18 protein-coding genes are annotated in these 22,107 nt (G+C 63.4%); 10 read left to right on the top strand and 8 right to left on the bottom strand.

Annotated features, from left to right (window positions below):
* The first annotated feature begins 61 nt into the window (after positions 1–61).
* The 6 genes from rpsO (at position 62) to bshB1 (ending at position 6,973) form a co-directional block, all read left to right on the top strand.
* Positions 62–337 (top strand): 30S ribosomal protein S15, encoded by a 276-nt coding sequence (rpsO, locus tag N008_RS17985; protein ID WP_022823754.1) that lies wholly within the window; start codon positions 62–64, stop codon positions 335–337.
* Between the two features lie 196 nt (positions 338–533).
* Positions 534–2,693 (top strand): polyribonucleotide nucleotidyltransferase, encoded by a 2,160-nt coding sequence (gene pnp / locus N008_RS17980; RefSeq protein ID WP_044017729.1) that lies wholly within the window; start codon positions 534–536, stop codon positions 2,691–2,693.
* Positions 2,694–2,826: 133 nt separating this feature from the next.
* Complete coding sequence (locus N008_RS17975; RefSeq protein WP_022823752.1) at positions 2,827–3,690, top strand: RNA polymerase sigma factor RpoD/SigA; 864 nt, start codon at positions 2,827–2,829, stop codon at positions 3,688–3,690.
* A gap of 242 nt (positions 3,691–3,932) precedes the next feature.
* Positions 3,933–4,880, top strand: coding sequence for a thioredoxin-disulfide reductase (trxB, locus tag N008_RS17970; protein WP_044019062.1), 948 nt, complete (start codon positions 3,933–3,935; stop codon positions 4,878–4,880).
* A 140-nt stretch (positions 4,881–5,020) separates the two neighbouring features.
* On the top strand, positions 5,021–6,157 hold the full coding sequence (locus N008_RS17965) for a peptidoglycan DD-metalloendopeptidase family protein (RefSeq protein ID WP_231569742.1): 1,137 nt from the start codon (positions 5,021–5,023) through the stop codon (positions 6,155–6,157).
* A 96-nt stretch (positions 6,158–6,253) separates the two neighbouring features.
* On the top strand, positions 6,254–6,973 hold the full coding sequence (gene bshB1, locus N008_RS17960; RefSeq protein WP_044017728.1) for a bacillithiol biosynthesis deacetylase BshB1: 720 nt from the start codon (positions 6,254–6,256) through the stop codon (positions 6,971–6,973).
* 97 nt (positions 6,974–7,070) lie between these two features.
* On the opposite strand, the gene N008_RS17955 is transcribed toward bshB1, so the two are convergent.
* Positions 7,071–8,000, bottom strand: a complete 930-nt coding sequence (locus N008_RS17955; protein WP_044017727.1) for a universal stress protein — start codon at positions 7,998–8,000, stop codon at positions 7,071–7,073.
* Positions 8,001–8,339: 339 nt separating this feature from the next.
* Here N008_RS17955 and N008_RS17950 point away from each other — a divergent pair, with 339 nt between their 5' ends.
* A complete protein-coding gene (locus N008_RS17950) occupies positions 8,340–8,729 on the top strand; it encodes a group III truncated hemoglobin (RefSeq protein WP_044017726.1) in 390 nt (129 codons plus the stop codon).
* 21 nt (positions 8,730–8,750) lie between these two features.
* Here the strand turns inward: N008_RS17950 and N008_RS17945 are convergent, their stop codons facing one another.
* A complete protein-coding gene (locus N008_RS17945; protein ID WP_044017725.1) occupies positions 8,751–9,806 on the bottom strand; it encodes a response regulator in 1,056 nt (351 codons plus the stop codon).
* Positions 9,784–11,400 carry a PAS domain-containing sensor histidine kinase gene (locus N008_RS17940; protein WP_044017724.1) on the bottom strand — a complete coding sequence of 539 codons (1,617 nt, stop codon included), beginning with the start codon at positions 11,398–11,400 and terminating at the stop codon, positions 9,784–9,786. The genes N008_RS17945 and N008_RS17940 overlap by 23 nt, the downstream gene beginning before the upstream one ends.
* 144 nt (positions 11,401–11,544) lie before the next feature.
* On the opposite strand from N008_RS17940, the gene N008_RS17935 reads away from it, so the two are divergent.
* Complete coding sequence (locus N008_RS17935; RefSeq protein ID WP_071884566.1) at positions 11,545–11,880, top strand: hypothetical protein; 336 nt, start codon at positions 11,545–11,547, stop codon at positions 11,878–11,880.
* A 96-nt stretch (positions 11,881–11,976) separates the two neighbouring features.
* On the opposite strand, the gene N008_RS17930 is transcribed toward N008_RS17935, so the two are convergent.
* The 4 genes from N008_RS17930 to N008_RS17915 all read right to left on the bottom strand — a co-directional run bounded on the left by N008_RS17930 (position 11,977) and on the right by N008_RS17915 (position 17,842).
* On the bottom strand, positions 11,977–14,523 hold the full coding sequence (locus N008_RS17930) for a cation-translocating P-type ATPase (RefSeq protein ID WP_081910875.1): 2,547 nt from the start codon (positions 14,521–14,523) through the stop codon (positions 11,977–11,979).
* A 158-nt stretch (positions 14,524–14,681) separates the two neighbouring features.
* On the bottom strand, positions 14,682–15,533 hold the full coding sequence (locus N008_RS17925) for a universal stress protein (RefSeq protein WP_044017723.1): 852 nt from the start codon (positions 15,531–15,533) through the stop codon (positions 14,682–14,684).
* 80 nt (positions 15,534–15,613) lie between these two features.
* A complete protein-coding gene (locus N008_RS17920; protein ID WP_044017722.1) occupies positions 15,614–16,477 on the bottom strand; it encodes a universal stress protein in 864 nt (287 codons plus the stop codon).
* Positions 16,478–16,816: 339 nt separating this feature from the next.
* Complete coding sequence (locus tag N008_RS17915) at positions 16,817–17,842, bottom strand: 2-hydroxyacid dehydrogenase (RefSeq protein ID WP_052381707.1); 1,026 nt, start codon at positions 17,840–17,842, stop codon at positions 16,817–16,819.
* Positions 17,843–18,005: 163 nt separating this feature from the next.
* Here N008_RS17915 and N008_RS17910 point away from each other — a divergent pair, with 163 nt between their 5' ends.
* Positions 18,006–18,860 (top strand): universal stress protein, encoded by an 855-nt coding sequence (locus N008_RS17910; RefSeq protein WP_044017721.1) that lies wholly within the window; start codon positions 18,006–18,008, stop codon positions 18,858–18,860.
* 106 nt (positions 18,861–18,966) lie between these two features.
* On the opposite strand, the gene accC is transcribed toward N008_RS17910, so the two are convergent.
* Positions 18,967–20,478, bottom strand: a complete 1,512-nt coding sequence (accC, locus tag N008_RS17905; protein ID WP_044017720.1) for an acetyl-CoA carboxylase biotin carboxylase subunit — start codon at positions 20,476–20,478, stop codon at positions 18,967–18,969.
* Between the two features lie 349 nt (positions 20,479–20,827).
* Here accC and N008_RS17900 point away from each other — a divergent pair, with 349 nt between their 5' ends.
* The gene (locus tag N008_RS17900) at positions 20,828–22,078 is read left to right on the top strand and encodes an aminotransferase class I/II-fold pyridoxal phosphate-dependent enzyme (protein WP_044017719.1); all 1,251 of its coding nucleotides are present in this window, start codon (positions 20,828–20,830) and stop codon (positions 22,076–22,078) included.
* The last annotated feature ends 29 nt before the right edge of the window (positions 22,079–22,107 follow it).

Below are 22,107 nucleotides of genomic sequence, written 5' to 3'. Positions count from 1 at the left end.
AAATGCGGGGTGGCTTTCTTTTTTTCATTTTTAAATCCAAGACGGGGAAACCTATCTGCCGATGAAACTCACTACCGAAGCAAAACAGGCGATTTTCGAGAAAAACAGCCTGCAAAAAGTAGCCACCGACACGGGTTCGGCCGAGGCTCAGATTGCGCTGTTCACGCACCGCATCACGCACCTCACCGAGCACCTGAAAGTGAACAAAAAAGACTTCTCGACCCGTCTGGGTCTGCTGAAGCTTGTTGGTAAGCGTCGTCGCATGCTGGACTACCTCCAGCACCGCGAAATCAACCGCTACCGCGCTATCATCAAGGAGCTGGGCATTCGTAAGTAAGCCCAATGCCTGGAGCAGGGAGCCTTCCACCCCGGAAGGTTCCCTGCTCTTTTTTTGTCCGAAACCAAGTGCACCATTTGCTAGGTTCGGACGTTGATTTCTCAGAATATGATTTTTTAGAGCAAAATGGGGCCGCTGCCGGCCCCGTTTTTACGGCTGCTCGCCCGCTGCACGCTTTCCACAAGCACCCTCTCAGATGCCCAATTACACCGCGGTTACCAAACACATTACGCTGCCCGACGGGCGGCAGATTTCCATCGAAACCGGCAAGCTGGCCAAATTCGCCGACGGCGCCGTAGTGGTGCGCCTCGGCGACGCCATGCTGCTGGCAACGGTCGTGTCGCAGCCCAGCTCGCGCGGCGACGTGGACTTCCTGCCCCTGTCGGTTGACTACCAGGAGAAATTCGGTGGTGCCGGCAACATTCCCGGCTCGTTCCAGCGCCGCGAAGGCCGCCTCTCGGATTACGAAATCCTGGTGTGCCGTATCGTAGACCGTATCCTGCGCCCGATGTTCCCCAAGGACTATCACTACGAGGTGCAGGTGATGATTACCCTGATTTCGGCCGATAAAACCGTGCAGCCCGACGCGCTGGCCGCGCTGGCCGCCTCGGCTGCCCTCTCGATTTCGGATATTCCCTTCGCTGGCCCCATCTCGGAGGTTCGCGTGGCCCGCATCGACGGCAAGCTGCAGATCAACCCCCTCACCGCCGACATTGCCCGCGCCGACATCGACCTGATTGTAGGTGCCACGGCTGATTCGGTAGCCATGGTGGAAGGCGAAATGAACGAAGTGAGTGAAGAGGAAATGGTGGAAGCCATTGCCTTCGCCCACGAAGCTATCAAGGAGCAGGTACGCGTGCAGCTGGAGCTGGCCGCCGAAGTGGAGAAATCCCACGTGAAGCGTGAGTATCCCAAGTACGAGGAAAACGACGACCTGAAAAAGCGCATCCACGAAGGCGTATATGAGCACGCCTACAAAGTGGCGCACTCGGGCAACCCCAGCAAGGCCGGCCGCAAGGAAGGTTTTGGCGCCATCAAGAAGTCGCTGACCGAGAAACTGCTGGAAGAGCAGCCCGAGCTGGACATGAAGATGTTCGGCCGTTACTACTCGTCTGCCGAGAAGAAGGCCATCCGCGACATGATGATCAAGGAGCGCACCCGCCTCGACGGCCGCGCCCTGACGGAAATCCGCCCCATCTGGAGCGAAGTGAACTACCTGCCCGGTGCCCACGGCTCGGCCTTGTTCACCCGCGGCGAAACCCAGTCGCTGACCACCGTAGCCCTCGGCACCAAGCTCGATGAGCAGATCATCGACACGGCCATGACCTCGGGTTACAGCAAGTTCATGCTGCACTACAACTTCCCGGCCTTCTCGACCGGTGAGGTGAAGCCGAACCGCGGCCCCGGCCGCCGCGAAATCGGCCACGGCAACCTGGCCCAACGCTCGCTGAAGAAGGTAATGCCTTCCGACGACGAGAACCCCTACACCGTGCGTATCGTGTCGGACATCCTGGAGTCGAACGGCTCTTCGTCGATGGCTACGGTGTGCGCTGGTTCGATGGCCTTGATGGACGCGGGCATTCCGGTGCGCGCTGCCGTTTCGGGCATTGCCATGGGCCTCGTGCAGGACAAGGAAACCGGCGAATACGCTGTGCTTTCGGACATCCTGGGCGATGAGGACCACCTCGGCGACATGGACTTCAAAGTAACCGGCACCGAGAAAGGTATCGTGGCTTGCCAGATGGACATCAAAATCCAGGGCTTGAGCGCCGAAATCATGACGGCTGCCCTGCACCAGGCCCGCGAAGGCCGCCTGCACATCCTGCGTGAGATGGCCAAGACCATTGCTGCGCCGGCTGCTGAGCTGAAGCCGCATACGCCTCGCTCGCACAAAATGCTGATCGACAAGGAGTACATCGGTGCCGTTATCGGACCCGGTGGCAAAGTCATCCAGCAGATCCAGAAGGACACCAACGCCACGGTTATCATCGAGGAGAAGGACGAGAAAGGCCACGTGAGCATCTACGCTTCCAACCAGGAAGACATGCAGGCGGCCATCGACCGAATCCGCGCCATTGCGGCCACGCCGGAAGTGGGCGAAACCTACAAAGGCAAGGTGCGCAGCATCCAGCCCTACGGTGCCTTCGTGGAAATTATGCCGGGCAAAGATGGCCTGCTGCACATTTCGGAAGTATCGCACGAGCGCCTCGCCGCGCTGGAAGGCGTGCTGGAAGTAGGGCAGGAGATTGACGTGAAACTGCTCGACATCGACAAGAAAACGGGCAAATACCGCTTGTCGCGCAAGGTGCTGCTGCCGAAGCCGGAGCGCGCTGCTGATTCCAACGGCGCAGCGTAAGCGCTGCCGCCGAACTTTCGCGGGTACCGGGGTGTTGCTTTCAACTGACCCGGTACCCGCGTTTGGGTATCCCTCGTATACCGGACCAACACGACCTTACTAGCATCAACAACTCAACTCTCTCGCGCCCGCAATGAGACAGCTAAAAATCAGCAAGCAGATCACCAACCGCGAAAGCCAGTCGCTGGATAAATACCTCCAGGAGATTGGCAAGGTGGATCTGTTAACCCCCGACGAGGAGGTAACGCTGGCGCAACGCATCAAAGAAGGTGACCAGCAAGCGCTGGAAAAACTCACCAAGGCCAACCTGCGCTTCGTGGTGTCGGTGGCCAAGCAGTACCAGAACCAGGGCCTGAGCCTGGGCGATTTGATCAACGAGGGCAACCTCGGCCTGATTAAAGCCGCCAAGCGCTTCGACGAAACCCGGGGCTTCAAATTCATTTCCTACGCCGTATGGTGGATTCGCCAGTCGATTCTGCAGGCCTTGGCCGAGCAGAGCCGCATCGTGCGTCTGCCCCTGAACCGGGTTGGCTCGCTGAACAAAATCAGCAAGTCGTTCTCGGAGCTGGAGCAGAAGTTTGAGCGCGAGCCTTCGCCCGAGGAAATTGCCGAAGTACTGGAGCTGACCACCTCGGAAGTGGTGGACACGCTCAAGATTTCGGGCCGCCACGTATCGGTGGATGCGCCGTTTGTGCAGGGTGAAGAAAACCGCCTGCTCGACGTGCTCGAAAACGAGGACGAAGAATCGCCCGACACCGGCCTGATGAACGACTCGCTTCGCAAGGAAGTGCAGCGCGCCCTGAGCACGCTCACCAAGCGCGAAGCCGACGTCATCACGCTCTACTTCGGCCTGAATGGGGAACACTCGCTCACGCTGGAAGAAATCGGGGAGAAGTTCAACCTGACCCGCGAACGGGTGCGCCAGATCAAAGAGAAGGCCATCCGCCGCCTGCGCCACACCTCGCGCAGCAAGGCACTGAAGCCGTACCTGGGGTAAGTAGTTCTACCCCGCAGCAGAAAACCCTGGCCTTTGGTTGGGGTTTTTTGTTGGATACGTGTCGGCGGCCTCCGTATTATCCTGCTTTCCCGGCGTTTCGGACAAAGTGGCCGATGTGCAGAGTTGGCGCAATTTTCGGCAATACGGAGTCGCACCGGATGAAAACCCGGGACGCGTGTACTTTTGCATCCCAATCTTAACCCTTCATGGCGCTGGCGCAAGCTGCCGCCACCTTCACTTGTATGGCGACTACCACCCCGGAACACATTAAGTGTCTGATTATCGGCTCCGGCCCGGCCGGCTACACGGCGGCTATTTACGCGGCCCGCGCCAACCTCAACCCCGTGATGTACCAAGGTTTGCAGCCCGGTGGCCAGCTGACCATCACCAACGACGTCGAGAACTTCCCCGGCTACCCCGACGGCATCATGGGCCCCGAAATGATGGAGGACCTCAAGAAGCAGGCCGCCCGCTTCGGCACCGATATCCGCTACGGCATTGCCACTTCGGTGGACTTCTCGGGCCACCCGCACCGCGTGACGGTGGATGAAAAGGTGGAGCTGACGGCGGATACCATCATCATTGCCACTGGCGCGTCGGCCAAGTGGCTGGGGCTGCCCTCGGAGCAGCGTCTGAACGGCTCGGGTGTATCGGCCTGCGCCGTGTGCGACGGGTTCTTCTACCGCGGCAAGGACGTAGCCATTGTGGGCGCCGGCGACACGGCAGCTGAAGAGGCTACTTACTTGGCCAACCTGTGCAACAAGGTGTACATGATTGTGCGCAAAGGCGAGATGCGTGCTTCGAAAATCATGCAGAAGCGCGTGATGGACAACCCCAAGATTGAGGTGCTCTGGAACACGGTAACCGACGAAATCCTGGGCGAGCACGCCGTGGACGGGGCGCGTGTGAAAAACGTGCTGGACGGCACCACCCGCGACCTGGCCATTGAGGGCTTCTTCGTAGCCATCGGCCACGAGCCCAACTCCAAGATATTCCAGCCCTACCTGCACCACGATGAGCAGGGCTACCTGAAAACCATTCCCGGTACGGCCAAAACCAACGTGGATGGCGTATTCGCCTGCGGCGACGTGCAGGACTATACCTACCGCCAGGCTGTAACGGCCGCCGGCTCCGGCTGCATGGCCGCCCTCGACGCCGAGCGCTACCTGGCCGCGCTGGGCGACCATTAGAGTGAAGTAGAGAATGAGTGAATGAAGGAGTTGGCCCACGCTACACTATCCAGGCTGGTAGGGCGTTGAGCGAACGGCTTCATTCACTCATTCAATACGTCACTTCCTCACTTATTAACTTTTTGCCCTTGCTCCATTTTGTGAAACATTGGCTGCTGCCGCTACTACTGATCGGGCTGTTTCTAGGCTTGCCCGGCCAGCTGCTGGCCCAGCGGCGCAAAGCGCCAGAGCCGAAGGCAAAAGCCGGCTCTGCGGGCAAGCGGAGTGATTTCTTCCGCATCAAGTCTCCCACCATCCGCTACGTGCGGCCCGATACCACCATTCTGATCCAGACGGAAGAGCTACCCGAAGAGGGCTCCGACGCTGCGAAGTCCATCTTCTTTAACCCCGCCAAAAAGTTGTCCATTGTGAGCGAGGACACCACCACGCTCAACGAAGGCGGGCAGGAGATTGTGGAGATGTCGGAGGAGGTGAAAATTGACTCTTCCTGGATTAAGGTGGCCGGCTACTATGCCATCTGGGACACCCATAACATCAACCCGTACCGGGTGGATGGCCGCCGCCTCAAGGACACGCTGAACCTGCGCCTGACCGAGCCGGAGCGTCAGCGCTACGCAAAAATGCCCTTGGTGAAAACCCCGCTGACTTCAGACTTCGGCTTTCGGGGCTACCGCTGGCACTACGGCGTGGACCTGGACCTGGAAACCGGCGACTCGGTGAAAGCGGCCTTCGACGGGGTGGTGCGCATCGTCAAGTGGGACGGCTCGGGCTACGGCAACTACGTGCTCATCCGCCACTACAACGGCATCGAAACGCTGTACGGCCACATGCAGAAGTCGCTCGTGACGCCGGGCACGTTTGTGAAGGCCGGCCAGCTGATTGGTCGGGGCGGCAGCACTGGGCGCAGCAGCGGCTCGCACTTGCACTTCGAGGTACGCTACGAAGGCAACCCCATCGACCCGGAGCAGATGTACGACTTCCCCGACTACCGGCTGGTGAAGGACAACTTTCAGATTACCTCCGGCCTGTTTGCGTACTACAGCAAGTCGCTGAAGTACCGGGGCGGCAGCGTGCCGGGCGCGGCCAGCAGCAGCAATAGTCGCAGCAGCAGTGCCGCCAAGCCCACCCAGGCCCGCCGTATTGTGTCGCACAAAATCCGTAGCGGCGATACGCTGTCGGAAATTGCCGACAAGTACGGCGTGTCGCAGGCCCAGATCCGGCGTCTGAACGGCGGCACCGCTATATTGCGCGTGGGCCGGACGCTGCGGATCAAGTAAATAGCGTAAGAGCTGAATGGTTAAATGGCTGGTCGTTCAACGCATCGTCGGAACAGCCAGCCATTTAACCATTCAGTTTTTCAACCATTTAAGTAAATGAAACTAGATATCCTGGCCTTCGGGGCGCACCCCGATGATGTAGAAATGTCAGCGGCCGGTACGCTGCTGGCGGCGGCGGCGGCCGGTAAGAAAATCGGCATTGTTGACTTTACCCGAGGCGAGCTGGGCACGCGCGGTACGCCCGTTACCCGCGCCCAGGAGGCCGAGGCCGCCAGTCGCATCCTGGGCCTGCACGCCCGCGAAAATCTGGGCCTGGCCGATGGCTTTTTCCGCAACGACCGGGAGCATCAGCTGCCCCTGATTGCGGCCCTGCGGCGCTACCAGCCCGACGTGGTGCTCTGCAACGCCATTACGGACCGCCACCCCGATCACGGCCGCGGCGCCCAGCTGGCCTCGGATGCCTGCTTTCTGAGCGGTTTGCGCATGATTGAGACGCTGGGCGAAGACGGCCAGCCGCAGCTGCCTTGGCGCCCGCGCGTGGTGTATCACTACATCCAGGACCGCCAACTACCCTCTGATTTTGTGGTGGATATTACGCCGCACTGGGCGAAGAAGTGGGAGTCTATTCAGGCGTATCAGACCCAGTTTTTCAACCCCAACCTCGACCAGCCGCAGACCTACCTTTCCAGCCAGGAGTTTGGCAAGTTTATGGAAGCCCGTGCCCGCGAGTTTGGGCACCTGATTGGGGTGGAGTTTGGGGAAGGCTTCACACGGCAGCGGCCCGTAGGCGTGCGGGAGATTTCAGACTTGATATAGCGTAACGCCTTCTACCATCAAAACGATACCGCCCCGGTCGTCCGACAGCCCCTGCTGCCCGACGACCAGGGCGGTTCGTTTTGATTGCCGACAGCCGCTAAGCCGGCTGGGCAGATTGAAGGATAAGATTGGCTTGCAGTTGCTCGCGCGTCAGACGCTCGGCGCACTTGCCACAGCACACCGTGTGGGCCGAGGCGCCGGCGCTCCGCACCACCAGTACCGGTATGCGCGTGTGGTAGGCCTGCGTGGTGGTGTAGCAGGCATCGAAGTAGTGCAGCAGCTCGGCGCGGCTGGCCGGAGCTACGATGAGCAGCTGCGCCTGCTGCCGGGCGCAAAACTCACTCACGCCTTCCAGCGCCGACTCGTCTTCGAGCAGGTGAGTGTGCACGTGGGGCCAGGTTAGCTGACGCAGGGCGCGCGTCTGGGCCTGCTTGAGAGCAAGGCGCCGGCTGCGCTCGGTGGGGGCGTAGAACTGCACCAGATCCAGGGTGCCGGGGAAGGCCTCCGCCAGCGCCGATAGCCGCGGCAGCGTGTGGAGTGGCAGCGTACTGAAATCGGCGCTGAATACCAGCCGGCTCGGCAACGACCGGCGGCCGGGCGGCACCACCAGCACGGGACAGGCAATGAGGTCGGCAATGGCGGCGGCGTGGTTGCCGGGCGCCTCCTGGCGGCCGCAGTCTACGTGTTCTAGGCTCATCACCACCAGCTGGGCAGCACAGCGCGCTACTTCGGCGGCGATGTGGTCGTGGAGGCAGCCGCTGAGCACGCGGTAGTGGTAGCGAATGCGGCGGCCATCCTGGCGGGTGAGTTGCTGGTAGCGCAGGCGCTCCACGAGGCTGCGCAGGCGCTGTTCCTCCACGGCCAGGTCGGCGGTGCGTACGGCCGAAGCCCCGTCGGCATCGGGAACTGGTGGCTGGCAGTAGAGCAGTACGATTTCGGCTGGCCAGCGCACGGCCAGCTTGTTGGCGTAGGCCAGCAGGGGTTCGGCCGAAGTTGTGTGGTCGAGGGGAACGAGAAGCGTGTTCATAAGGCAAACGTCAGGCAGCAGGAAGGAAAGAGTTTGTGGCAGTTAGTGGCAATAATGAACAGTAGGCGGAATGGCCGGCCTGATTACCATAGCGGCCGCAGGGTCGGCCATAAGGCGCGGGCAAACGGGCTGATGGCAGCGCCAAAGTTCTCCTGCACGGCGCGCCCGTTACCTGACGAATGTCAGGTTTGTGCCTGATTCATCTCAGGCAGGGCCTATTGCGCAATCCGGCCTCAAACTTTCAACTTTGTGGGATTGTTCCGGAAGGCCGGGTTGGAGTGGCTCCCGGCCTGGCCTTTGCGTTTGCCGCCGATTCTGTTTCTCTTACCATCTGCTTCTATGGCCGCCGTAGTTCCTGATATTCAAACTGAAGCAGATATTCAGCTCCTCGTCGATACGTTCTATCAGAAAGTGCACCTCGATGCACTGTTGGACCCCGTATTCAACGAATTTGCCCGCGTAGACTGGTCGCGCCACCTGCCCATCATGTACGATTTCTGGAGCAGCATTCTGCTGGGCAGTGCGCGCTACCACGGCCGGCCCTTCCCCAAACATATGCCGCTACCCATCGATGCCACGCACTTTCAGCGCTGGCTGGAGCTGTTTGGAAGTACCGTAGACGAGCTATTTGCAGGCTCGAAAGCCGAGGAGGCCAAGGTGCGGGCCCTCAACATTGCTACTATGTTTGAGTACCGCCTGCGCAAACGAGACCCACTTTCGCTGATTTAAAAGGCACGCTGCGCTGCCCGGCTACCAGTGGCCGTTGCGCAGCTTGGCCGGCTGCAGCACCCGAATGTTTTTGGGCGTCAGCTCTATCAGGCCATCCTGCCGAAACTCGCTCAGCGTACGGATCAGCGACTCGGGCGCCGTGCCCACGATGGCGGCCAGGTCGTCGCGGGAGAGCTGGATGGCGGCTTCCGGAGTGCTGCCGGCCTGCTCGTGCATGTGCAGCAGCGTGTCGGCCACGCGCCGCCGGATGGAGTTATAGGCCATGTCGAGCAGCTGCTGTTCCCGCTCTCGCACCCGGCCCGCCAGCAGCCGGATAAACTGCTGGCCCACCTCGGCGTTGTGCATCACCAGCTGCAGAAAATCACTCTTCGGAATGTGCACCAGGGCCGTATCGTCTACGGCCACGGCCGAGTCGTCGTAGGGCATGCGCTGCAGCACCGATAGGTACCCGAAAAACTCGCCGGGCCCGTAGAGGCCCGTTATCAGCTCCTTGCCGCCGCTGGTGGTTTTCACGGTTTTCACCCGGCCACTCTGCACAAAGTACACCCGGGCCGGCTCGTCGCCTTCGCGGTAGATGTCTTGCTTTTTGCGCACGGCGTGGGGCTTGCGGTCCACTGACAAACGTTGCAGGCCGCCCACGGCGCGGGCATCGTCCAGAAACTCGTGCAGGCCAGCTTCGCTGCGCAGGTCGTAGTCGGGTTGCAGGCGGCGGAAGCGGTTGAGGCGGCCCGTGATGGCGCTCAGCAACTCGGCCTCGTCAAAGGGCTTGGTGAGGTAGTCGTCAGCGCCCAGCTCCATGCCGCGGCGCTGGTCGATGCGCTCAGTTTTGGCCGTCAGGAAAATAAACGGAATGCCGGCCAGCTGGGGATTCTGGTTGAAGATGTGCAGCACGCCATAGCCATCGAGCACGGGCATCATAATGTCGCAGATTACCAGGTCGGGGCGTACGGCCAGGGCCTGCTCCACACCCAGCTTGCCGTTTTCGGCGGTGTGCACGGCGTAGCCAGCCAACTCCAGAATCTCGGCAGTGTTTTCGCGAATCGGGGCGTTGTCTTCAATCAGCAGAATGGTTTTCATAGGGTATGGAGATGGTAACGGTGGTGCCGACCCCTAGCTGGCTGTGCAGGGCAATAGTGCCGCCCATCAGCTCCAGGTACTTGCCAACTATGTAGAGTCCCAGGCCGGTGCCGGGAATATTGGTGACGTTGCGGGCCCGAAAAAACCGCTCGAACAGGTGCTGCTGGTCTTCCTCCGAAATGCCCACGCCTTCATCCTGCACCACCAGCGTGAGGCGGCCGGCTTGGCAGGCCGCGCGCACCTGCACCGTGGTGTTTTCGGCGGCGTACTTGAGAGCGTTGGAGAGCAGGTTGACCAGGATTTTGCGCAGCAGCGACGTGTCCAGCCAGGCGGGCTCGGTGCCCAGCAGCTCCGGCACAATGCGCTGGCCCGGCCGCAGCAGCCCCTGCACGTCGGCCACGGTTTCCTGCAGCAGCTCCGGCAGGTCCAGCCGGGAGGGGCGGGCCTGCACCCGGCCTTCCTCAATCTTGCCCACCGACAGAAATTCCTCCAGAATGTCGCTCAGGTGCTTCACCGAGGTGCGGATGCGGTCCAGGTGCCGCAGGCGCTTGTCCTGCTGGTCGGCGCCGGGGTACTTTTCGATGAGGGCGGCCGAGGTGAGTACCGTGGTCAGGGGGGTGCGGAACTCGTGCGAGGCCATGCTCACGAACCGCGACTTCAACTCGCCCAGTTCCTGCTCGGCGGCCAGGGCTTGGGTTAGCTCGCGGGTGCGCTGCTCCAGCTGGCCCAGCGTGGTCATCAGAGCGTGGGTGCGGTCGGCTACCTTGCGTTCCAGGTCGGCATTGAGGCGCTCTACACGCTGGCGCTGGGCAATCAGCTCCCGCTCGGCTTCCTTTTTGAAGGTGATGTCGATGATGTAGGACACCACAAACAGCTCGTCGTCGAGGTGGAAGTGGCTGAGGCTGATTTCCACCGGAAACACGCTGCCATTCTGGCGCAGGGCTTCCAGCGCGCCGCGGTGGGCGCCCATCACGCGGGCCGTGGGGTGGGCGTTGAAGCCGGCCCGCAGCTGCTCGTGGCGGCGGCCGGCGGCATCGGGCACCAACTCCTCGATGCGGCGGCCCATGAGGCCCGGCGGGCCCGTATAGCCGAACAGCTCCTGGGCCTTGGCGTTGGCCAGCTCGATATGGCCCTGGCGGTTGCAGACGATGATGCCGATGGTGGCGTGCGAAAACACGGCTTCAAACCGGCCCAAGCTCTGCGCCAGCTGCTGCTCGGCCTGGTGCAGCGGCTGGGTGTTGGTGAGCCGCACCAACAGATACGGTCGCCCCTCCAGCTGCAGCGGCGAAGCCTCTACCTGGGCCCAGAACGTGTGGCCGGCCTGGTGGCGCACCTCCAGCTCCTGCTCGTAGCGGCCTTCCTGCCGGATTTTTTCGCGCAGCACGGCCTGGTCGGCGGGCAGCAGCGGCGCGGCGCGCAACGACCGAACCGGATCCTGATAGAGAGCCTGGGCCGAGGGGTAGCCCAGCAGCTGGTAGCCGGCCGCATTCACCCGCGAAAACCAGCCCAGTGTCACGTCGTAAAGGCCCACAAAATCCTTGGCCTGCTCAAACAGAATGTCGGTTAGTGGATTCTGGTATAGCTCGGTGGGCATGGGCGGCAAGAAGCGAAGAAGGGCGCAACTTGCGCAAAAAACCACAGATGACCTATCTCAGTGGCCTTCCTGACGTTCGTCATGTGGGCGCGGGAGTCTGCATGGTAATTTTGGATTCGTCCTTCCCCGTTTTCACCGCCGCCCATGCCAGGCTATCCTCCACCAGCGGCGCCAGAACTGCCGGCTGCTGCCGTGCTGCTGGTGCTGCTGCCCGCTTCGTCGTTTTCGACTCCGGCAGCCGGGCCCGGCTTTTCGGCTTCCGATCTGGAGGCGCTGCAGCGCCGGCTGGGTGCGGCCGTGCAGGTGATGCAAATCAACGAGGCAGCTTTTCCGGCGGTGGTACACAGCTTTGCGCCCGAGCAGCTGCCCACCTGCGTGCTGTTGCACCAGGGCGTGGAGCTGTGGCGCCAGCCCGGCATGCCCACCCCGGACGGAGTTGCCGCCCTCGACCTAGTGCTGCTGCAGGCCGGCATCAGCTAGGAAAGTGGTTGAATTGCGCTGGCCCATCAACGAAATCCAGTAGCAGAAACGCGGATTGTGGCGTTTCTGCTACTGGGTTTTTGCCTTAGTCGCTCTTCAGGCCTTGGCCCGCCGTATGGCTTTGTAGATTTCCACCCAGCCCGTGCCGGCCAGCGCCGCCAGCGTGCACCAGCTCAGCGCGGCCGGCGGCACTGGCACAAACCCGAACAGCTGCCGGGCCGCGGGTACCAGCAGCGTGGCCAGCAGCAGCGCCAGCGTAAGGCCCAGCATTAGCCACAGCACCGGGTTGGGCACCCGCAGCATCCGCCCCACCGACTGCGTAAACGACCGGCTGCTGAGCGTGAGGAAGATGTTGCTGAGCACCAGCGTGGCAAACACCAGCGAGCGTACCGCCGCTTCGGGCTGGCCCAGCCGCATGGCCACGTAGTACACGCCCAGCACCGCCGCCGAAATGCCCAGGCCCTGCACCAGGCTGCGGCTTAGCTCGGCCCCGGCCAGTAAGGTGGCCGTGAGGGGGCGTGGGGGCTGAAGCATCTGGCCGGCTTCGGCGGGCTCGTTTTCGAAGGCAATGGAGCAAGTAGGGCCCATCACCAGTTCCAGAAAGATGATGTGCACGGGCGTGAGCAGGTTAGCCAGCGGCCAGCCCGCCAGCAGCGGCACGGCCACCGTCAGCACAATCGGCAGGTGGATGGACACCACGTAGAACACGGCCTTTTTGAAGTTCTGGTAGATGCGGCGGCCCTGTGCAATGGCCGTCACCATGCTGCCCAGGTCATCATCCACGAGCACCAGGGAGGCCGCTTGCCGGGCTACCTCGGTGCCGCGCCGGCCCATCGCCACGCCGATGTGGGCGGCCTTGAGGGCCGGGCCGTCGTTGACGCCGTCGCCGGTCATGGCCACCACGGCGCCGTTCTTTTTTAGGGCTTCCACCACGCGCAGCTTGGCTTCCGGAAACATGCGGGCAAACACGGCAGTGGCCGCGGCTTGGCGCTGCAGCTCGGGCTCGGGCAGGTCCATCACCTGCTGGCCGGTGAGCAGCGTATCGGCGTCGGGCAGCTGAATCTGGCGGGCAATGGCCTGGGCGGTTTCGGGGAAGTCGCCGGTAATCATCTTCACCTGAATGCCGGCCTGCGTGAAGGCCCGAACCACCGCGGCGGCGTTGGCTTTGGGTGGGTTTTCCAGCGCCACCAGTCCCAGCAGCGTCCAACGGAAATCGTCCTGCTCCGCCGGGAAGCCACTATGCTCGGGCTGGCCCTGCGCCACGCCCAGCACCCGGTAGCCCTGCACGGACAGCTGCCGGGCCATTTCGCGCAGCCGGGCGGCATCGGCCGGGGCCGGGCGGCATACGGCCAGAATGTGCTCTACCGCCCCCTTGGCCGCCACCACCTGCGCGCCGCCGATTTGCCGTACGTGGGTCATCATGGGGGGCGTGCCGGCCAGCGGGTACTCGTGCACCATGGGGCAGGGGGCCTGGGCCTCGGCGGGGCTAGCCGTGGCGAAGGCCGCCACCAGGGCCTGCTCCATGGGGTCGAACGGAGTGGTTTCGCTGGCCCAGCGGGCGTAGGCCAGCACCTGCGTGGCCTGCGGGGGCAGCGCGCCCGGCACCGGCAGTAGCGTCTGGGTGGCTTCGGCGTACACCTGAGCCAGGCGCATGCCGTCCTGGGTGAGGGTGCCGGTTTTGTCGGTGCAGATGATGGTGGCCGAGCCCAGACTTTCCACGGTCTGGGGCTGCTTGGTGAGCACGCCCAGCCGGCTCAAGCGGGCGGCGCCCAGGGCCATAAAGCTGCTGAAGGCCATCGGAATTTCCTCGGGCAGAACGGACATGGCCAGCGTAAGCCCAAACAGCAGCGCCGTCACCCAGTTGCCGGAGTGCGCATAGTTCACGCCCCACACCAGCGCAAAGGCACCCGCGCCCACCCAGGCCATGCGCAGCACAAACTGGTGCACCTGCCGCTGCAGGGGCGTTTTTTCGGTGATTATGCTTTCCATACTGTGGCCGATGACGCCCAGCCGAGAGCTGTTGCCCACGGCCGTAAGCTGCAGCCAGGCGCTGCCAGTCACGGCGCTGGTGCCGCCAAACACGGCGTCGCCGCGGGCCTTGGCTACCGGTACGGCCTCCCCGGTCAAAATGGCCTCATCCACCGAAAAGTCGTTGAGCTCGGTGACGGTGCCGTCGGCGGGCAGGCGGCTGCCCTCGGCTACCAGCACAGCATCGCCTACCACCAACTTCTCAACCGGCACCGTAACCACCGCCCCGTTGCGCCGGACCTGGGCTTGGGGCTGGGTAAGCTCGCGCAGGGCGCTCAGGGCCTGGTTGCTGCGGATATTCTGGTAGAGGGAAATGCCCGCTACCAGCAGCAGGGCCAGCAGCAGCGTAATGGCTTCCTGGGCCTGGCCCAGCGCCACGTAGAGGCCGCCGGCCGTCAGCAGCATCAAGAACATGGGCTCCAGCACTACTTCCTTCAGGGTGCCTAGCCAGCCGGCCCCGGCGGATGCCGCCAGGGTGTTGCTGCCATGCGCCCGGCGAGCTGCGGCTACGGCGGCATCGGTGAGGCCCAGGCCGCCGGCAGTTTCGCCGGCCACGGAGGCAGCGGCCGAGGGGGCCGGTTTCGGCGGGGCGGGAGCGGGGAGTGCAGCGTGCATGGCGGCAGTTAATGATATGATAAACGGAACCCGGTGCGCAGGGCAACAGTAAGCGGGGCGGGTACCAGGCCAGTGCCTGATGCCCGCCCCGCCTGGTTTCAGGAGTGGAAGGATGCTGCTAACCGGTGGCATGCTGCCAGCCGGCCGGAAAAACTGGCTTAGCCGGGCAGAAGCGGCTGCGGGTCGGTGGGCAGTAGCAGCACCGGCAGCGGCGTGTGGCGCAGCACATGGTCGATGACGCTGCCGTGGAAGAGCTTGTGTATCCAGCCGTGGCCCTGGTCGAGCAAACCCACCATATCCGCCGACAACTCTGCCGCGGCCTGCAGAATGCCTGGCCCCAGTGCGTCGCCGGTGACTTTGTGCAGCCCGCAGCCACTAATGGCGGCACTCAGGCCGGAGTGCTGCAGGGCCTGCAGCCCGGTCCAGCCCCCGGCGCGCTGTTCGGCGGGCAGCACGCACACTGCCACTACCTCGGTGTCCAGCGCATCGAGCAGGGGCGCCACGGCGGTGGCGGCCGGCGCCAGCCGAAACGCCCGGTCCTCGACGGCCAGGGCCAGGCGGCGCGGCGCGTGCAGGGCCGTGTCGGGCAGGTGCTCGGGCACCAGCAGCAGCGGGTAGCCGGTTTCGTGGGCCAGGGGCAGGGCACGGTTGCTGAGCCACTCATCCAGCAGGCCCTCGGTAGCCGTGAGGCCGGCTACCAGCAGCAGCGGATGGTAATGGCTGAGGGTGTGCACCACTGCCCCGTACCAGTCGGTTTCCAGCAGCTCGGCCGTGGCCGGCACCGGGAGGCCGGCTGCCACCTGCTCCAGCGCCTGCCGGGTTTCCTGCACGTAGCGGGTGTCAATGGGCGGCATGATGACCCCGAACTCGGTGGCCGTGAGTGGCATCGGCGAGTAGGCGTGCACGAGGTGCAGCTCAGCGCCCAGCGCTGCCGCCAGAGCCGCGGCGTAGGCCCGGGCCCGCTCGGCGGCGGCCGAGAAATCGGTGAGAACAACCAGGTTAGGTTTCATCGCGCAACGGGAAAAAGTAGCAAATAGGCATCTCGCCAGAATATTGGCGGAACGAAGCGCGTGCTCCGGCCGCGGGCCGCTTAGCACATGGGCGGCATCCAGCCGGGCTGTTCGGGCGCTTCAACCGGCAACAGCAGCACCGGCACGCGGCTGCCACGCAGCACCTGGGCCGTCACGCTTTGGTGGAACAGGCGCCCTAAGAAGCTCCGGGGCCGAGCCAGCAGCACCAGCAAATCAGCCTGCACGTCTTCCAGCGCTTGCAGAATACCGGTGGCTGCAGGCATGCGCTTGGATTCGTAGAGCATGGGCGCGGTGGCGGCCGGCAGCAGCCCGCTCAGGCGCACGGCCCCCAGCGCCCGCTGGCCCGCAAAGGCCTCCCGCTCGGCTGTTGGCGCTACGTGCACCACCGTGAAGTCGGCGCCCCAGCAGGCCAGCAGCGGGGCAACGGCCCGGGTGGCGGCGTTCGGCGTGAATTCTTCGGCATCAACGGCCAGCACCACGCGGCGCGGCCGGCTCCCGGCGGTAGCCGCGGCCGGCACCAGCAGTAGCGGGCGGTGCGTGGCCCGCAGCACGGGCAGCGCCTGGTTGTGCAGCAGGTGGTCGAGGATATCCTGCTCCGCACTCAGGCCCATGGCCAGCAGCAATGGCTTGTGCCGCCGCACGGCTTCATCCACGGCTTCGGGCGCCGCCCATACTGACACTTCGACGCTGGCCGGGGTGTTCAGGCGGTCGGCCAGCTGGTGCAGCGCCACCGAGGTTTCGGCCTGGCTGCGGTAGGCCTGCGCCGTAGTCACGGTCACCAGCTCGGGGTCCAGCACCGGATTGTGGTAGAGGTGCAGCAGCACCAGCCGGGCGTGCAGCGGCGCGCCGAGTAGTGCCGCATAGCGTGCGGCTTGCTCGGCAGGGGCAGCCAGATTCGTCAGGACGAGAAGGGAAGGAGGCATACAGCAGCGCTGGGAAGATAGAAACACGGTATCAGGCCGCCCGCAACCACCCAGACCGGAACTGCTGGCGGCTCTGGTCGGCGGCGGCGGCCCGCAACGGGTGCCGCGTCAGGCGGCAGGTCGCTGCTGCATGCCACGCCGGTAGGCACTAGTCAGGGCCAGAGCGGCCAGCAGCAACATTGTAAGCAGGAGGGTGGGAGTTACCATGGCGTTTGGAATTTCGGGGCTGGTTGGCCCACATCAGACAAGAAAATCTACTGCAAATTCGAAGTTTTATCCTGCTAATAAACTGATTAGCATCAGTTTGCGCTATGACATTCGTCATGCCCTTAAGCAGGTTCAGCTAGGGCTGCCGGCGGCCAGGGCCCGCACCAGCGGCTGAAGCTCGTGCGCCGGGGTTTCGCCTTGGTCCCAGGCCGTGAGGCTGGCCACGGTGGCCTCGGCAATGTTGGTGAGGGCCTCGCGGGTCAGGTATGCCTGGTGGCCGGTGATGAGCACGTTTTTGAAGGTCAGCAGGCGGGCAAACGTGTCGTCAAGCAGCAGGTCGCGGGTGTGGTCCGTAAAAAACAGGCCCTTCTCGGCTTCGTACACGTCCAGCCCCAGAAAGCCCAGCTGGCCCGATTTGAGGGCCTGCAGCGCGGCGGCCGTGTCCAGCACGCCCCCGCGGCCTGTGTTGATGAGCATCACGCCGGGCTTCATGCTTTTGAGTAGCCGTTCATTGATCAGGTGGCGGGTTTGAGGCGTGAGCGGCGTGTGCACGCTGATGATGTCCGATTGGGAGCAGAGCTGGTTGAGTGGCACGTATTCCAGGCCGTAGCGCTCGGTCAGCTCAGGGTTGGGCTGCACGTCGGTGCCCAGCAGCCGGCAGCCAAAGCCGTGCAGAATGCGCGCCACCACGGCCCCAATGCGCCCCACGCCCAGAATCCCGACCGTCTTGCCGTGCAGCTCAAACCCAATCAGCTGGTCGAGCCGGAAGTCGTTGGCCCGCAGCTGCTGGTCGGCCTGGCGCAGGTGGCGGCACAGCGTCAGCATCAGCGTCACGGCGTGCTCGGCAATGGCGTGGGGCGAATAGTCGGGCACGTTGGCCACCCGGATGCCCAGCTGCCGGGCCGCTACCAGGTCTACGTTGTCGAAGCCGGCGGCGCGCACGGCCACATAGCGCACGCCGTAGCCACCTAGCTGCTCCAGCACCGGCCCCGACACGTCATCGGGGCTGAACACGCTGATGGCCGCCGCGCCCTGGGCCAAGTGGGCGGTGTCGGCGCATAGGCGCGTGTCCAGCAGCTGCAGCTGGTGATGGCGGGTGTTGGCGTGCTGCAGAAAGCTGCGCTCAAACGATTGAACACTGAATAGGGTGGCGCGCATAGTAGGCAATGTGAAACGCAACCCGGCCACCCACCGAAAACCGGCAGGCCGGGCAGGCTGCAGCACAAGGTTACGGCCCGGTCCGGCCGGTTCTCATGACGAACGTCATGCCCGCCGCTAAGCTTTGGCATAGGACGGGCGGCGGCGGTGCCGGTGCTTTGCCATGTACTTTCTCTTCCCGCTACGCCCCCTGCTCATGGCTACTTCGCTGCTGATTCTCACCGACTTCTTCCAGGCCGCCAACCGCGCCCTCGACTACGCCACCAATCTGGCTGGCCCGCTGGGGGCGCGCCTGGTGCTGCTACACGTACGCCGCGACTCCGTCCTCGACCCCGAAATGTTCACCGGCGAGCTGTCCAACCTGAGCCAGGAAGCCATCAACCTGGCCCTTACCAGCCTAGCCGGCAACCTGGCCGTGCCCGTGGTGGCCGAAGTGGCGCACGGCCGCGTGGCGTTTGCCGTGGCCGATGCCGTCAGCCGCCACCATCCGGCCCTCATCATCCTGGGCCGCCCCGACCAGTCCGGCACGCCCGATGAGCTGGTGCAAACCACCGCCCTCGACATCCTGCGCACGGCCCCGTACCCCATGCTGGTGGTGCCCCACAGCCAGCAAACCACCGCCTCACCCCGGCGGGTGCTGCTGGCCGTTGATGGGGAGCAGTTCACGCTCGGTGACTATGCCGGGGCCGCCCGCCACCTGCTCACGGCCCTGCAGGCCCAGCTCACGGTGCTGCACGTCGCCCCCGATAGCACTTCGTCGGCCGCCACCGAAGCCCAGGCCCTGGACTCGGTGCTGCGCACCGGCCTCACCATCGACTTGCCGCCGGTGCAGACCCGCACGGTCGGGCACGCGCCTCCCGCCGCCGCCATCCTGCACGCCGCCAACCCTGCCGACTATGATTTGGTGGTGCTAATTGCCCGGCACCGCAGCTTCTTCGGGCAGCTCTTCCACCGAAGCGTAACGGCCCAGGTGCTGTTGCACAGCCGCCTGCCGGTGCTGGTGCTGCCTGCGGCATAGGATGGGCGCCGAAATACGGAGCTGTAATAGCCCTCTAATAAGTTTATACAAAGCAAAACGCCCGGCCAAGTGGTCGGGCGTTTTGCTTTACAGTAACCTACTTTCTCTACCGCACCCCCAGCCGGTTGCGCTTCCAAGCCGAGCCGGTAGCAACTGGCGCGTCAGCCGAAGCGGCGGCGGCACCGGGTTGCTTGTCCGTCAGGAGCATGGCGGTGAGGACGGCGGCGAGCTTGGCGGTGGCTTCATCGGGGGCGGCGGGCTTCAGGGCGTCGGCCGGGAAATGGTCGCGGATGAAGTTGGTGTCGAAGTTGCCGCTCACGAAGGCCGGGTGCTGCAGCACGTAGCGGCCGAAGCCCAGCGTGGTTTCGATGCCCGTAATCTGGTACTCCTCGATGGCGCGCAGCATCCGGGCAATGGCCTCCTCGCGGGTGGCCCCGAAGGTGACGAGCTTGGCAATCATCGGGTCGTAGTAAATCGGAATGTCCATGCCCTGCTCGAAGCCGTCGTCGACGCGCACGCCGGGGCCCTGGGGGCGCACGTAGGTGGTCAGCGTCCCGATGTCGGGCAGGAAGTTGTTCTGCGGATCCTCGGCGTACACGCGCAGCTCCAGGGCGTGGCCGGTGATGGTCAGGTCGTCTTGGCTAAAGGCCAGGGGCAGGCCCTGGGCCACTTTGATCTGCTCCTTCACCAGGTCGAGGCCGGTGATTTGCTCCGTGACGGGGTGCTCCACCTGCAGGCGGGTGTTCATCTCCAGGAAGTAGAAGTTGTGCTGATCATCCAGCAGAAACTCCACGGTGCCGGCCCCGGTGTAGTTGCAGGCCCGGGCTACGTCCACGGCGCAGCGGCCCATTTCGGCGCGCAGCTCGGGCGTGAGCACCGAGGAAGGTGCTTCCTCAATCACCTTCTGGTGACGGCGCTGAATCGAGCACTCCCGCTCAAACAGGTGCACAATGTTGCCGTGCTCATCGCCCAGGACCTGAATTTCGATGTGGCGCGGGCCGGTCACGAACTTCTCAATGAACACCGAGCCGTCGCCGAAGGCCGAGGTGGCCTCGTTGATGGCCAGCTGCATCTGCTCCTCAAAATCTTCGGCCGAATTCACGATGCGCATGCCCTTGCCGCCGCCGCCGGCCGAGGCCTTGATCAGGATGGGGAAACCCACCGTAGCGGCAATGCGTTTGGCCTCTTCCACGTCCGAAATGGCTTCGTCGGTGCCGGGTACCAGCGGAATGTTATAGGCTTTCACGGCCTGCTTGGCCGAAAGCTTGTCGCCCATCACGTTCATGGCCTCGGGCGAAGGACCCACGAAAATCAGTCCGGCCTCCGTGACCATGCGGGCAAACTCGGCGTTTTCTGAAAGGAAGCCGTAGCCGGGGTGAATGGCATCGACGCCCAGCTGGCGGCAGATTTCCAGGATTTTGTCGCCGCGCAGGTAGCTGTCTTTGCTGGCGGGCGGGCCCACGCACACGGCCTCGTCGGCGTAGCGGACGTGCAGGGCGTTTCGGTCGGCCTCGGAGTAGATGGCCACGGTTTGCAGGCCTATTTCCTTGGCCGAGCGCAACACGCGCAGGGCAATTTCGCCCCGGTTGGCGACGAGCAGCTTGGTTATTTTTTTCATGGAGGTGAGAGTGGGGGCGGGTGGGAGTGGAGTCGGATTATGTAAACAGAACGTCATGCTGAGCTTGTCGAAGCATCTCTACCGAGGGTAATCAAGTACTATCACAACGAAGCGGTAGAGATGCTTCGACAGGCTCAGCATGACGTTCTTGTTGGCTGTAACAGGCGTTCAGACACCCAAAGAAACGCCATTCCGGCCGGACCGTAAAACCGCGCAACCCAATTCGTGGATGGTTGGAAGCCTGCCTGCTGAGGGCTACCTTTGCGGATTGCCATAACTTTGTACATTCCCCGGCGGTTAGCCCTTCGCGGACAGCCGCTCGTTTCCTTTCACATTAACCCGTCCCCTCGTGGATCTATTTGAGAAGATTGCCGCCAACCGCGGCCCGCTGGGCAGCCACTCGCACTACGCGCACGGCTATTTCACGTTCCCTAAGCTGGAAGGCGAAATCAAGCCCCGCATGATTTTCCGCGGCAAGGAGGTGCTCACCTGGAGCCTGAACAACTACCTGGGCCTGGCCAACCACCCCGAGGTGCGCAAGGCTGACGCCGACGCCGCTGCCGAGTTCGGCATGGCCCTGCCCATGGGCGCCCGCATGATGTCCGGCAACTCCAACCTGCACGAGCAGCTGGAAAATGAGCTGGCCGAATTCGTGATGAAGCCCGACTGCATGCTGCTCAACTTCGGCTACCAGGGCGTGGTGTCCATCATCGACGCCATGGTGAACCGCCACGACGTGATTGTGTACGACGCCGAGTCGCACGCCTGCATCATCGACGGGGTACGCCTGCACGCCGGCAAGCGTTTCGTGTATACCCACAACGACATGGGTAGCCTGGAGAAGCAGCTGGAGCGCGCCAAGCGCCTCACCGACGAAACCGGCGGCGGCATCCTCGTGATTACCGAGGGCGTATTCGGCATGTCGGGCAACCAGGGCGACCTGCGCGGCGTGATTGCGCTGAAGGAGAAATTCCAGTTCCGGCTGTTTGTGGATGATGCGCACGGCTTCGGCACGATGGGCACCACCGGCGCCGGAACGGGCGAAGAACAGGGCGTACAGGACGGCATCGATCTTTATTTTTCGACGTTTGCGAAGAGCATGGCCAGCATTGGTGCCTTCGTAGCCGGCCCCGAGAACGTAATTGAATATTTGCGCTACAACATGCGCAGCCAGATTTTCGCCAAAAGCCTGCCCATGCCGCTTGTAGTGGGCGCTTTGAAGCGTTTGGAGTTGCTGCGCACCCGCCCCGAGCTGAAGGAAAACCTCTGGACCATTGTGCGGGCCCTGCAGAGCGGCCTGCGCGAAAAAGGCTTCAATATCGGCACCACCACCTCGCCCGTAACACCGGTGCTGCTGGAGGGCCAGATTCCCGACGCCACCCAGGTAACCTTCGATCTACGTGAGAATCACGGCATTTTCTGCTCTATTGTGGTGTATCCGGTAGTGCCGAAGGGCGTCATCATGCTGCGCATTATCCCCACCGCGGTCCATACCCTTGAGGACGTGGATACGACCATCAAGGCGTTTGAAGTGGTGCAGGAAAAGCTGTCGAAAGGGCTTTATTCCAAAGCCGAAGTACCTGCCGGCCTGCAGAACTAGGTTCGGCTTCGCTAAATACAAAAGCCAGT

This window comes from Hymenobacter sp. APR13, assembly GCF_000737515.1.
Classification (GTDB): Bacteria; Bacteroidota; Bacteroidia; order Cytophagales; family Hymenobacteraceae; genus Hymenobacter.
The sequence above is the reverse complement of the archived record's forward strand: the minus strand, read 5'-3'. Positions and strand labels throughout refer to the sequence as shown.

What these genes read in the sequence shown, in the direction of transcription:
- N008_RS17920 (WP_044017722.1), bottom strand. Translation starts at nt 16,477, where the DNA reads ATGCCTCCTTCCCTTCTCGTCCTGACGAATCTGGCTGCCCCTGCCGAG.
- trxB (WP_044019062.1), top strand. Translation starts at nt 3,933, where the DNA reads ATGGCGACTACCACCCCGGAACACATTAAGTGTCTGATTATCGGCTCC.
- N008_RS17975 (WP_022823752.1), top strand. Translation starts at nt 2,827, where the DNA reads ATGAGACAGCTAAAAATCAGCAAGCAGATCACCAACCGCGAAAGCCAG.
- N008_RS17935 (WP_071884566.1), top strand. Translation starts at nt 11,545, where the DNA reads ATGCCAGGCTATCCTCCACCAGCGGCGCCAGAACTGCCGGCTGCTGCC.
- N008_RS17910 (WP_044017721.1), top strand. Translation starts at nt 18,006, where the DNA reads ATGTACTTTCTCTTCCCGCTACGCCCCCTGCTCATGGCTACTTCGCTG.
- N008_RS17945 (WP_044017725.1), bottom strand. Translation starts at nt 9,806, where the DNA reads ATGAAAACCATTCTGCTGATTGAAGACAACGCCCCGATTCGCGAAAAC.
- rpsO (WP_022823754.1), top strand. Translation starts at nt 62, where the DNA reads ATGAAACTCACTACCGAAGCAAAACAGGCGATTTTCGAGAAAAACAGC.
- accC (WP_044017720.1), bottom strand. Translation starts at nt 20,478, where the DNA reads ATGAAAAAAATAACCAAGCTGCTCGTCGCCAACCGGGGCGAAATTGCC.
- N008_RS17950 (WP_044017726.1), top strand. Translation starts at nt 8,340, where the DNA reads ATGGCCGCCGTAGTTCCTGATATTCAAACTGAAGCAGATATTCAGCTC.
- N008_RS17940 (WP_044017724.1), bottom strand. Translation starts at nt 11,400, where the DNA reads ATGCCCACCGAGCTATACCAGAATCCACTAACCGACATTCTGTTTGAG.
- N008_RS17930 (WP_081910875.1), bottom strand. Translation starts at nt 14,523, where the DNA reads ATGCACGCTGCACTCCCCGCTCCCGCCCCGCCGAAACCGGCCCCCTCG.
- bshB1 (WP_044017728.1), top strand. Translation starts at nt 6,254, where the DNA reads ATGAAACTAGATATCCTGGCCTTCGGGGCGCACCCCGATGATGTAGAA.
- N008_RS17915 (WP_052381707.1), bottom strand. Translation starts at nt 17,842, where the DNA reads ATGCGCGCCACCCTATTCAGTGTTCAATCGTTTGAGCGCAGCTTTCTG.
- N008_RS17955 (WP_044017727.1), bottom strand. Translation starts at nt 8,000, where the DNA reads ATGAACACGCTTCTCGTTCCCCTCGACCACACAACTTCGGCCGAACCC.
- pnp (WP_044017729.1), top strand. Translation starts at nt 534, where the DNA reads ATGCCCAATTACACCGCGGTTACCAAACACATTACGCTGCCCGACGGG.
- N008_RS17925 (WP_044017723.1), bottom strand. Translation starts at nt 15,533, where the DNA reads ATGAAACCTAACCTGGTTGTTCTCACCGATTTCTCGGCCGCCGCCGAG.